This window comes from Amycolatopsis azurea DSM 43854 (genome assembly GCF_001995215.1).
Taxonomy (GTDB): Bacteria; Actinomycetota; Actinomycetes; order Mycobacteriales; family Pseudonocardiaceae; genus Amycolatopsis; species Amycolatopsis azurea.
In genome coordinates this window covers 278,137-289,293 of sequence record NZ_MUXN01000004.1, presented here as the reverse complement: position 1 = coordinate 289,293, position 11,157 = coordinate 278,137, and the positions used below count along the sequence as shown (strand labels likewise).

The 11,157-nt window shown below is 68.4% G+C and carries 11 protein-coding genes; all 11 read right to left on the bottom strand.

What is annotated here, in order from left to right; genetic code table 11:
• Positions 1–48 precede the first annotated feature (48 nt).
• The 11 genes from dhaM to B0293_RS07760 all read right to left on the bottom strand — a co-directional run bounded on the left by dhaM (position 49) and on the right by B0293_RS07760 (position 10,878).
• The gene (dhaM, locus tag B0293_RS07810; RefSeq protein ID WP_005150239.1) at positions 49–723 is read right to left on the bottom strand and encodes a dihydroxyacetone kinase phosphoryl donor subunit DhaM; all 675 of its coding nucleotides are present in this window, start codon (positions 721–723) and stop codon (positions 49–51) included.
• Positions 720–1,343 (bottom strand): dihydroxyacetone kinase subunit DhaL, encoded by a 624-nt coding sequence (gene dhaL / locus B0293_RS07805; protein WP_039915135.1) that lies wholly within the window; start codon positions 1,341–1,343, stop codon positions 720–722. Before dhaL ends, dhaM begins: the two co-directional genes overlap by 4 nt.
• Entirely contained in the window at positions 1,343–2,344 is a 1,002-nt protein-coding gene (dhaK, locus tag B0293_RS07800) for a dihydroxyacetone kinase subunit DhaK (protein WP_005150243.1), read from the bottom strand. The genes dhaL and dhaK overlap by 1 nt, the downstream gene beginning before the upstream one ends.
• Before the next feature lie 67 nt (positions 2,345–2,411).
• Complete coding sequence (locus tag B0293_RS07795; RefSeq protein WP_245191810.1) at positions 2,412–3,413, bottom strand: DUF3558 domain-containing protein; 1,002 nt, start codon at positions 3,411–3,413, stop codon at positions 2,412–2,414.
• Between the two features lie 47 nt (positions 3,414–3,460).
• Positions 3,461–3,727 (bottom strand): hypothetical protein, encoded by a 267-nt coding sequence (locus B0293_RS07790; protein WP_005150249.1) that lies wholly within the window; start codon positions 3,725–3,727, stop codon positions 3,461–3,463.
• 10 nt (positions 3,728–3,737) lie between these two features.
• On the bottom strand, positions 3,738–5,435 hold the full coding sequence (locus tag B0293_RS07785) for a sodium:solute symporter family protein (protein WP_005150250.1): 1,698 nt from the start codon (positions 5,433–5,435) through the stop codon (positions 3,738–3,740).
• A gap of 155 nt (positions 5,436–5,590) precedes the next feature.
• Positions 5,591–5,962, bottom strand: coding sequence for a hypothetical protein (locus tag B0293_RS07780; protein ID WP_005150252.1), 372 nt, complete (start codon positions 5,960–5,962; stop codon positions 5,591–5,593).
• Positions 5,963–6,003: 41 nt separating this feature from the next.
• Positions 6,004–7,413, bottom strand: coding sequence for a tetratricopeptide repeat protein (locus B0293_RS07775; RefSeq protein WP_005150254.1), 1,410 nt, complete (start codon positions 7,411–7,413; stop codon positions 6,004–6,006).
• 14 nt (positions 7,414–7,427) lie between these two features.
• On the bottom strand, positions 7,428–8,888 hold the full coding sequence (locus B0293_RS07770; protein ID WP_005150263.1) for a DUF4331 domain-containing protein: 1,461 nt from the start codon (positions 8,886–8,888) through the stop codon (positions 7,428–7,430).
• A 205-nt stretch (positions 8,889–9,093) separates the two neighbouring features.
• Positions 9,094–9,870, bottom strand: coding sequence for a hypothetical protein (locus tag B0293_RS07765; protein ID WP_005150266.1), 777 nt, complete (start codon positions 9,868–9,870; stop codon positions 9,094–9,096).
• 45 nt (positions 9,871–9,915) lie between these two features.
• A complete protein-coding gene (locus B0293_RS07760) occupies positions 9,916–10,878 on the bottom strand; it encodes a patatin-like phospholipase family protein (RefSeq protein ID WP_005150271.1) in 963 nt (320 codons plus the stop codon).
• Between the last annotated feature and the right edge of the window lie 279 nt (positions 10,879–11,157).

Here is an 11,157-nt window from a genome sequence, read left to right as displayed (position 1 = left end):
GACCGCCCGCCCTTCACCGCGTAAGACGAGGGGAAAGTCCCCTTCAGCTCACTCCCCGAAGTTCTGGTCAACGAGGTCCTTGACCTTGGTGAGTGCTTCTTCGGCCTGCGCGCCCTTGGCCCGGACCTCGATCCGGTCACCCTGACGCGCGCCGAGCGCCATCAGCGCGAGCACGCTGTTCGCGTCCGCGGTCTCGTCGCCGAGCCGCACGGTGACCTCCGCGTCCAGCCCGGCGATGCTCCGGACCAGGACGGCGGCGGGCCGCGCGTGCAGTCCGACGTCGTTGCGCAGCGTGAGTTCGACACTGCTTTCGCCGGCCTGCACCCCTTCGTCCACCGTCAGGTCCGGCGGGGCGCCCGCCGACGCGGCGGCTTCGGAGACGGCTTGGCGATCCGCCCCGCCCTGCGCCGCGACGGCGGCGGCGATCGCGCCCTCGACGAGCGGCGCGTCCACGACGACGGCGGCCGACGGGTCGGCGAGCGATTCGACGGCCAGTTCCGCGGTCATCTGCGCGCTGCCGAGGTCGTACAGCAGGACTACGCCCGCGCCCGAATCGGCGCGCTGCGTCGCGGCGACGACCTCGTCGTAGTCCGTTCCGATCCCGCCTTCGGCCAGGCCGCCGGCCGCCACGATGGTGACGTCCGGCGCCATCTGCGCGGCGAGTTCCGCGAGCCCTTCGGCGAGTTTGGCGCTGTGGGAGACGAGCACGATTCCGACGCTCACTTGGCGGCCTCCGCGAAGGCGCGCAGCAGCAGCGCCGTCGAGCGGGCACCGGGATCCATGTGCCCCTTCGCACGCTCGCCGAGGTACGACGCCCGGCCCTTGCGCGGCACCAGGTCCACAGTGGACTCGGCACCCTTGTCGGCGGCGTCCGCGGCCGCGGCCAGGATCGCCGCGACGTCCGACCCGGATGCTTCTTCGGCGGCGGAGAGGGCGGGGATGAGCGCGTCGACCATGGTCGCGTCTCCCCCGACGGCCTTGCCGCGCGCCTGCACACCTTCGAGAGCGGCACGCAGGGCCTCGACGAGCAGTGGACCGTCCACTTCGGCCGCGTCGCCCAGTTTGACCGACGCCCGCAGGAAAGCCGTGCCGTACAGCGGGCCCGCCGCGCCGCCGACCTTCGAGATCAACGTCGTGGCGGCGAGTTTCGCGACCGCGGCCGGGGTCTCGGGTGTCGCGGTGTCCAAAGCGGACACGATGGCGGTGAACCCGCGGTCCATGTTCTCGCCGTGGTCGGCGTCGCCGATCGCGCGGTCGAGGTCGACCAGTTCGGCGCGATGCTCGGCGATCACCGCGGCCGCCGCCCGCAAGGCGGCGGCGAGCGTGTCGGCGGTGCAGGCCATCAGACTCCCCACCTCAGGGCCGGGGTGTTCACCGGCGCGTCCCACAACTCGGTCAGCTCGTCGTCCAGTTTCAGCAACGTCAGGCTCATCCCCTGCATCTCGAGGCTGGTGATGTACGGCCCCACCAGGCGCCGTTCGACCACGATGCCACGCTCGGCCAGCAGCCGCTCGGCGATCCCGTGGGCGAGGTACAGCTCCACCAGCGGGGTGCCGCCCATCGAGTTCGTGAACAGCAGGACCTTGTCGCCCTCGCCGAACGGCAGGTCCGAGACGATCGCTTCGACCATGCGGGCGACGAGTTCGTCGGCGGGCACCACGGCCGTCCGTTCGATGCCGGGTTCGCCGTGGATGCCGATGCCGAACTCGATCTCGTCGTCGGCGAGGTCGAAACTCGGCTCGCCCGCGTGCGGCACGGTCGGCGCGGTGAGCGCGACGCCGATCGAGCGGACCTGGCCGATCACCTTGCGTGCCAAGGCTTCCACCGCGTCGAGCGCGTCGCCTCGTTCGGCGGCGGCACCGGTGATCTTCTCCAGCAGCACCGTGCCGCCGACGCCGCGGCGTCCGGCGGTGTACGTGGAGTCCTTGACCGCGACGTCGTCGTCGATGACCACGCTGCGGACGTCGAGGCCCTCCGCGGCCGCGAGTTCCCCGGCTGTCTCGAAGTTGAGCACGTCACCGGTGTAGTTCTTCACGATCAGCAGCGCGCCCGCGTCCCCGGTGGTGGCCTTGACCGCCGCTTCGACGGCGTCCGGCGTCGGCGAGGTGAACACCGCGCCCGGGACGGCGGCCGCCAGCATGCCCTGCCCGACGAAGCCGCCGTGCAGCGGTTCGTGCCCGGAACCGCCGCCGGAGATCACCGCGACCTTGCCCGCCACGGGCGCGTCCACGCGCACCACGATCGCCGGGTCGTCCTCCACACGCAGGACGTCCGCGTGCGCCACGGCGAGTCCGCGCAAGGATTCCGCGACCACCGTTTTCGGGTCGTTGATGATCTTCTTCAAGGTGGCCTCCGGCCGTCGGCGGGTGGGGTGTCCCCTTCCTACCTCTCCCGGCCGGATGCCGCCAGCGTCAGGCCTTCGGCAGCTTGGAGATCACCGATTTGGCGATCTTCCCCGCCTTCTCACAGGACGCGGCTTCGTCCTTCTTCTCGTCGTAGTTCGAGTAGACCAAGCTGACGATCTCGACCGTGTCGTCCACCCACGGCCGGTGCTGCCACTCCATCTTGCACTCGGCGGAGCTGCCGACGCCCGCCTTCTGGTAGACGGTGACGCCCCCGACGTCGACCTTCTTGGTCCCGTCGCGCTCCTGCAGCGGCAGGCCGTAGCGGAAACCGATCGTGATCCGCGGGTTGGAACTCGGGGTCCAGTCGCAGGAGTGGAAGGTGGTCAGCGAGGTCGCGCCGTGCGGCACGACCTCGGAGAGGACGGCCGTGTCCGCGACGGTGCACGGGTCGACGGCGGTCAGCGTGCCCGCTGCGGCGGGGTACTTCGGCGGCGACGAGTGCAGGGTCTTCACGGCCTTCGCCGCCACCGCGCGGCCGGTCGCGCACGGGTCTCCGCCGTCGTAGGTGACGGAGAAGCTCATCCCGCGCTCGGGCTTGCGCAGCGTCATGACGCCGACGTCGCAGGTCTTGCCGTCCTTGCCCTTCCGCTCGACCTGCGGAAGGCCTTCGACCACCGAAACGACCGCGCCGCCGCTGTCGTTCAGGTAGGTCGACGCGCCGATGTCGACGCCGACCGTGAGCTGCTTGCCACCGGCGTCGGTGACCTTCGCCCGGCAGGAGCCGAACGAGGTGAGCGACGGCCGCGGTTCCTCCGGGGTGCCGAGGGCGCTCAGCGCCTCCTTGCCCACCAGCGGGCACGGGTCGATCGTGCGCATCACCGCGGGGGTGACGGCCGGGTCGTTGATGTCCCCGCTCGGCACCTCACCACCGGAACCGGCTTCGGCGGCGACGGTGGTGCGGGCGAAGTTGGACTTGCCGAGGTTCTGACCGCAGGCCGACACCGCGCCGAGCGCGGCGACCAGGGCCAGCGCGGACGCGATCCGGCGACGTCGAGCGTTGAGCAGCACGAAGTGCACGGTAGCCGGACCGCCCCGGCGCTGTCCGGACAACCCGGCTATTCGCCGTCTCCGCCGGTCTCGGCCGAGGGCGGCACGACGATCGGCCGCAGCTTCGCCCACAGCACGAAGAGCGCCGCGAACACCAGCATGCCGATGCCCGCCCACAGGTTGATCCGGACGCCGGCCGCCTTGGCCAGCTCCTCCTCGGTGGTGAACGCGATGCCCATGATCGTGAGCACCAGCCCGTAGCCGCCGATGAGCAGCGCGATGATCAGCCGGATGTCGAAGACGCCGGCCTTCTTGGGAGCTTGGGACGCAGCCATCTCCGGCCTCCTAGAAGATGATGTTGAGCGCGATGGTCAGGATCAGCACGATGCCCGCGAGCAGGCCCGGCTTGCGGTACCAGCCCGCGTCCTCGCCGGTCTCGTCGTGCTTCAACGACTCCTTCGGAGTGAGGGAGTAGACGAGCCCGACCAGTTGCGACTCCGGCTTCGGCGCGGTGGCCAGCGAGACCCCGACGCTGACCGCGATGTCGACGACGAACGCCGTACCGGCGGCCACGAAGCTGATGCCCTGCCCGGTGAGCCCGAGCACCCCGGCCTGCGACAGCAGCCACACGGTGATCGCGGACGCGGTACCGGCGACAAGGCCGACCCAGCCCGCCGTCGGCGTCATCCGCTTCCAGAACATACCGAGGATGAAGGTGGCGAACAGCGGCGCGTTGAAGAAGGAGAACAGGTCCTGCAGGTAGGTCAGGATGTTCCCGGAGTTCGACGCGATGAACGCGGTACCGACCGCCAGCACGGTGCCGGCCGCGGTGACCACGCGGCCGAGGCGGAGGTAGTAGCCGTCCGACTCGTTCTTCTTCACGTACGACTGCCAGATGTCGTAGGTGAAGACGGTGTTGAACGAACTCAGGTTCGCCGCCATCCCGGCCATGAACGACGCGAGGAGACCGGCGATCGCGACGCCGAGCATGCCGTTGGGCAGCAGGTCGCGCATCAACAGCAGGATCGCGTTGTTCGCGGTGACGCCGCTGGGCGCGTCGCCGCCGTCGAGCAGGATCTGCTTGTCCTGGACGTACTCGGACACGGTGACCGCGGCGATCATGCCGGGGATGATCACGATGAACGGGATCAGCATCTTCGGGAAGGCACCGATGATCGGCGTCCTCCGCGCGGCCGACATGCTCTTCGACGCCATCGCGCGCTGGACCTCGACGAAGTTCGTCGTCCAGTAACCGAACGAGAGCACGAAACCGAGACCGAAGACGAGGCCGAGGATGGACAGGAAGCTGTTGCCGAATCCGGTGAGGTTGTCACCCGGCCAAGAGGACAGCTGCGCCTCGCCGCCGGGGTCCGCGCTGAGCTTGTCGACCAGGCCCTGCCAGCCGCCGACCTTGACCAGGCCGACGATGGTCAGCGGCAGCAGCGCCGCGACGATCACGAAGAACTGCAGGACCTCGTTGTAGATCGCGGCGGACAGGCCGCCGAGCGCGGTGTAGGAGAGCACGACCACGGCCGCGACGATGATCGACACCCACAGCGGCCAGCCGAGCAGCAGGTTCACCACGCTGGCGAGCAGGAACAGGTTCGCGCCGGCGATGAGGATCTGCGCGCTCGCGAAGCTGATGCCGTTGACCAGGTGGGCGGGTTTGCCGAACCGGCGGAGCATGAACTCCGGGACACTGCGGACCTTCGAGCCGTAGTAGAACGGCATCATCACGATGCCGAGGAAAAGCATCGCCGGGATCGCGCCGATCCAGAAGTAGTGGACGGTCGGCAGGCCGTAGAGCACGCCGTTGGCCGACATGCCCATGATCTCGACCGCGCCGAGGTTCGCCGAGATGAACGCGAGACCGGTGACCCAGGCGGGCAGCGAGCGGCCGGAGAGGAAGAAGTCGAGACTGCTCGAGACCGACTTCCGCGCCATGTACCCGATGCCGAGCACGAGCGCGAAATAGAAGGCGAGCAGGACGTAGTCGATCGGACTTGCGTCGAGTCGCAGGTTCGCATCGGCCAGTACGTGCAACCGACCCACCTCCATAGTGAAAATGTCCACGAGAAACGCCGGTATCGCGTCAATCGCGGACCATACTGCATGGATTCAGGAACGGCAGTGCGGGTGGGTGACGACTGCCCGGATGTGTCTGTTTCCGGGTGGTTCTTGACAATTCCTGTCCTGTCTCAGGGTCGTTTCACCTTTTCCGCGTCGGCGCCCAGCGCGATATAGAGGTCGATCCACCGGCGATCGATGTCGGTGACGTCGTTGCCGTCGCAGTACGGTTTGGCGCCGTTCGCGGTGTAGTACCGAAGCAGGGCGAGGGTCTCGTCGGTGCGCCGGAGCGTCTCGTCGGTGTAGCGGGGACCGGGTGCCTGCGGCTGGTGCTTCATACAGGTCAATTCGGCCGCGACGCCGTCGGTGGTTTCGTCGTCGAACCGGGGTCCGGTGCCGGGAGCGGTCCCTGAGCACGCCACGACGACGGCGAGGAAGAGCAGCGTGCTCAGGGCGGCTCCGCGGTATCGGCGCGGAACCCGTTCGGTGGGCAGATTACGCATGGGTCAGCCGTCTCTCCGGTCGTGTTCTCGCTGTCGCGGATTCATCCGGCGCCGCCGAGGTTCGCCAGCGTGGTCCGTGCCGTCCGCGCGTCGGTCAAGGAGAAGTTGGGGTTGATGCGCAGGGCTTCGGAGAGCGCCTTGACGGCGTCGGCGGACCGGCCGAGCCCGGCGAGGATCATGCCCCGGTGGTAGTTGAACGCGGCGCTGCGCCAGCCGGTGCTCGCCGCGCGGTCGGCGAAGGTCAGCGCTTCGGCGTTGCGGCCGTTGAGGTGCAGCGCCCAGGCCATGGCGTCCGCGACGAACACGGGTTGCCTGCGCTCCCACTCCGCCTGCGCGAACCGGAGCGCTTGAGCGGCGTCGCCGCGGTCCGCGGCGACCAAGGACGCCTCGAGGTCGACGTTCGCCCCGGATTCGACTTCGAGCCGCCGCTGCTCCTCGAAGAGCCGGTACTGACGTGCGGCGGATTCCGGCGCCCCGGCCGACGACAGCAGCAGGGCGTACTCGCGCAGGTTCCCCACGTTCGGCTGACGATCCACGAGATCCTGGTAGCCCGCGAGCGCCTTGGCGGTCTGCCCGCGCGCCGCCGCGACCTTGGCCTTTCCTTGCTGTAGCGAGGTTTCCGTCGGCACCGCGCGCTGGCCCGCCTCGAAATGCCGCTGCGCGGTGTCGAGATCCCCGTTGTCGAAGGCGAGTTCGCCGAGGAGGTTGCGGCAGAACGCGACGTCGCCGGGATCGACGGCGTCCGCCAGCGCGCGATCGAGCGCGTGCCGGGCGTCGTCGACTTGGCCGTGGATCTCGAACTCGTAGGCGGCGCGGGTGAACGAGGAGACGCCCGGTTTGAGGTCGAGCATCCGCTGCAGCGCCGCGGTGGCCCGGGTGGTGTCGCCGAGCTGGGTGTACGCGTCGTTGAGCACGCCGTGGACCTCGGCGTTGTCCGGAAGCGCGGCCTTGGCCTTCTCGCCCCAGTCGCGGGCGCCGGCGAAGTCGTGCCGCGCGTTGGCGAGCGCCCCCATCCCGGCCAGCGCGACCCCGTTGCCGTCGGGCTGCTGCGCCAAGGACTTTCGCAACGCCTCTTCGGCTTTCGGGAAGTAAGCCGGGTCGGCTTTGACCCTGGCCACCTCGACGTAGGCGGCACCGAGTTCGGCCCAGGTCTGCGGATCCTGCTCGTGTTTCGCGAGCTTGGCCTCCGCTGTCCGGATCGCCCTGTCGAGAGTGCTCACGCCACCCTGGGTTCCTTCGATGACGACGTCGGCGGGCGGCTCCGGCGGCAGAAGCGTGGCGACGCCGACGGTGAGCAGGCTCGCGCCGAGAACGACCAGGAGCGCGGTCCGGCGGGAGCGCGGCCCGAACCGGGGGCGCTCGGGTGTCGTGCTTTCGGTGAGGTCGCGGGACATCGGATCCGCCTTCCGGAAGGTGAGGGCGGTGGCCGCCGCCGTCGCGACGGCGGCCACCGAGGGGAGGGGAATCAACGGACGGAGGTGTTGACCGCTTTGTTGTTCGGCAAGGCGACGTACGGGAACGTGGTGCCGAACGGGACGTCGTTCCGGTCGACGCTGTCCACCGCGGCGAGCGCCTTGACGATGCCGGTGACCGCCGCGCCTTCCAGCGCCTGGACGCTGATGTCGAGCGCGTCGTCGGCCAGCCGCCTGCCGTTCGGGAACCCTTGGAGGTCGCCGCCGAGGACACCGAGCCGGTTGGGCTTGGCGGTGACGGGGATCGACGTGTTCAGCCGCAGCTGCTCCGACGGCGCGAACTTCGCCGGGTCGACGTCGGCGTTGTCGAGCTGCGAGTTGAGTTGCAGGTTGATCTGGTCACCGGACTTCTTGGTGATCCCGGTCAGGAAGATCTCCGTCAGATCGTTGCGGGGCTTGGTGGGCGCGGGGAGGCCGTAGATCCGCTGGATGAGGTCCGGCACCTCCGGGTTGGTCACCTTGTTCACCAGCGCGGGCACCGTCCGGTCCTGCTCCGGCAGGAGCGAGTTGAACCGGTCCTTCAGCCCGGCGGGCACGACGACCTCGTTCACCAGCGGGTTACCCAGGCGCGAAACCTGGACGTCGGCGCCGAGAGCCCGCTCCACACCGGGAGAGCGCAGCGTGATCGACTTGCGTTCGGTGTCGCTCCAGACCCCGATCACCGGGTTCCGGACCGGGTTGCCCGCGAGCGTCAGCGCGCTCTTGGGCAGCTGCAGCACCACCGTGTTCACGTTGAAGCCGGCCAGCGTGTCCTGTCCGACCTCGGACAGGTTCTTGCCGTAGAGCAGGTCGAAGATCCGCAGGTCCAGGAAGAACGGGTCGTCCGCCTGCCCGGCGTACGTCTGCCCGCCACCGGGGACCGCGGTGATCGCCTGGTTCCGGAGTACGCCGTAGTTCGGCATCGAAGCCGGGCCGACGTTCGACGGCGCGACCCTCCCGTTGGTGACCAGGTTCGTGGTCCGCCCGCCTCGCCAGTCGATCACCGACAGCGTGTAGAACTGGCGGTACAGCAGGTCCTCGTCGTCCAGCGAGGTGACCGGATCGTCGTTGTACTGGTAGGTGTTGTTCCCCCGCCGGTCTTCGGTGCGGAAGGTCCAGCGGTAGGTCAGATCCGCCTTCGCGTCGCCGTCGTTGTCGATGTTGATGTCGTGGTTGGCGTCCGTGGCCCACGGGTAGAAGTTCGGCCCGCCGTTGGGCTCTTCGAACGGATACCAGTTGGCGATCAAGGTCACGGTGTCCGGCTTGTCCGGGCTGACGAACGCGTACACGTCGGTGTTGTCCACGGCCGGGTCGCCCGAGATCAGCGGGGCTTCCCGGTGGCTGGAGGCGAACGCCGGGGCGATGGACAGCCCGGCGAGGGCGGTCGCCAGCATCGTGGCCCCGACCGTGATGACCGAGACGGCCGCTCTCCGCCGGGAACCGGCCCGGCGGCGAGCGAAACAGGGTGTGGCCATTTTCCATTCCCTTTCTGAAAACGCGTGGCGGGCCGGTCGTCCCGGAACCGAGTCCGGAACCCGGGCCCTCCACCGGAATCCGATGGTGCACGCCGTCGTCAGTGGGGATGTTGTGGAACTGTTGCGGCCCAGGTGGCGGGCACGAGAAAAGGGCCGCCCCCGGCGTTTCCGCCGGGAACGGCCCTTTCCTTCGACCGGTGGGGGTTTACCGGTCCGTGGGCAGGCCTACTTCGCCGTCCTCCTTGATCAACCGGGCGAGGACGTCGTCCGGCATGAACGTGCGGTGCGGGTAGCCCGGTCCCCACGAGTTGAGGAACGGCACGGCGCCGAGTTCGTCGGCACGCGGGTTGCCGAGGACCTCGTGCACCTCGTCGACCGTCTTCGCCCAGCGATAGGCCTGGATACCGTTCTTCACGTCAGGCGTGTAGGCGGCCCGCTTGACGTGGTCGTCATCGGCGTAGGCCTCCGCCCACGGGACGTGGCCCAGTTCGAGCAGCACCTCGGCCGCCGCGCGGACGGACGTGCCGTTGTTGTCACCGGGATTGGTCTCGTCCCATTCGTCGCGCAGCTTCGACTGGTCCCACAGCCACCGCGCGGCGTACAGGTCGCCGTTGAACAACGTCATGCAGCGCGACCAGCCGAAGCCGACGCAAGCGCCTTCCCTGCCCTGGTCGTAGAAGGCGTACTGCTTGTCGCCGTCGGTCGATTCACCGGGTTCGAGGCAGACGCAGTGCCCGCCGCGGATCCTGGTGAGCGTTTTCGCGCCGCCCTTCGCGACGAAGAACTCGCCGGACTTCTCATCCTTTTCCGGTACGTCGAATTCCTTGTACCAGTTGACGCCGATGACGACCGGAGACCGGGTCGGCCGGTCTTCGGTGGCCAGCGCGGTCAGCGGGTAGCGCTCGATGTGGCGCCAGTCGTCCGGGACGAACCGGCCGAGGCGGCCGTCCGCGGGGTCACTGCCGATCGGGCGATAACGCATGGGATCCTCCTATCCCTCGTCCCACCGGAATACCGCCGGCGAGTTTCACTGCGGCACAATCTTTTCCAGGAACCGCCGCGCGGCCTCCCGCCCGTTTTCGAAGAGTCGCTTCTTCTCCTCTTCACCGAGCCCGAAGTCGACGGCGGAAACCCCGGTCGTGTCGACGTACACCGTCCGCCGGTTCACACCTTCCTCGTGCAACCGGTAACGATTCCAGTCCGAAAGCAGGGTTTCGAGCGAACCGATGGCGATCCGCAACGCGCTCTTCACCGGTTTGTCCCTGCCGCCCACGGGTTCGCCGGAAAGCTTCACGCCCCAGGTCGGCCAGCGCGGCTGCTTCTCGTCGGTCCGGTCGAAGACGGTGATCGGGAAGTTCGACAGCAGTCCGCCGTCGACCCAGGTGACCGTGCCTTCGGGGCGGACGGCGAACTGCACCGGCCGGAAATAGAACGGGATCGACATAGACGCGCGGACGGCGTCGACGATCTTCTCCGCACCGGGATCGCGGCCGTACTGGGAATAATCCCAAGGCAGCCGGACGAGGACGCGGCGGGTCAGGTCGCTGACGTGGACCACGAGGGAATACCGTTGGTACGGAGCCAAAGTACCTTCGGGATCATCGAGGGCGAGGTCGGCGAAAGTGCGTACGCCGACCTCGTCCAACAGTGGTGTGAGCCATTCGGCGAGATAGTCACCGGTGTGCATTCCGTCGTGCAGGAGCAGGTCGACGCCGTCACCGATCGGGCCGGTGATCCGGTCGAACAGGGACCGATCCTGGAACCGGCGGCAGTCCATGTCGTTCATCACCGCTTCCAGGCCACCGAGGTCCTTCCCCGCTTTCTGATAAGCGGCGACCAGCGTCGCGACGATCGCGCCCGCGCTCGTCCCGGCGATCCGGGGGAACGAATAACCGGCGTCGTGCAACTCCAGTACCGCTCCCAGCAACCCGATGCCTTTGACGCCGCCGCCTTCCAGCACCAGATCGACGCGCTTCGGAGAATCAGCCATGGCACATCACCCCTGGACCCGCGAACCGCCGTATGTCGGCGGTACCCCTCGCGGAAATCGAGTGTGGCACAACGCGAGACAGGCTAATCCGCCGTTCACCCGAATGGCCCGGAAACAGCTGGTTCTTTTGCAGGATGGGTCGAGTTCGTTAATTTCTCGCCGCCCTTTAGGGCATTCCGTGGTGCGAGAAAGAATGCAGATACAAAACCGAGGACTCGATTCGATATCGGCTGTTCACCGGTCCAGCGCACGGCGCGAGTAGTCCTCTGGATGCGGTGG

Bases quoted from the DNA above. Each gene is read 5' to 3' on its own strand.
- dhaL (WP_039915135.1), bottom strand. From the start codon at position 1,343: ATGGCCTGCACCGCCGACACGCTCGCCGCCGCCTTGCGGGCGGCGGCC.
- B0293_RS07770 (WP_005150263.1), bottom strand. From the start codon at position 8,888: ATGGCCACACCCTGTTTCGCTCGCCGCCGGGCCGGTTCCCGGCGGAGA.
- B0293_RS07760 (WP_005150271.1), bottom strand. From the start codon at position 10,878: ATGGCTGATTCTCCGAAGCGCGTCGATCTGGTGCTGGAAGGCGGCGGC.
- B0293_RS07765 (WP_005150266.1), bottom strand. From the start codon at position 9,870: ATGCGTTATCGCCCGATCGGCAGTGACCCCGCGGACGGCCGCCTCGGC.
- B0293_RS07790 (WP_005150249.1), bottom strand. From the start codon at position 3,727: ATGGCTGCGTCCCAAGCTCCCAAGAAGGCCGGCGTCTTCGACATCCGG.
- B0293_RS07780 (WP_005150252.1), bottom strand. From the start codon at position 5,962: ATGCGTAATCTGCCCACCGAACGGGTTCCGCGCCGATACCGCGGAGCC.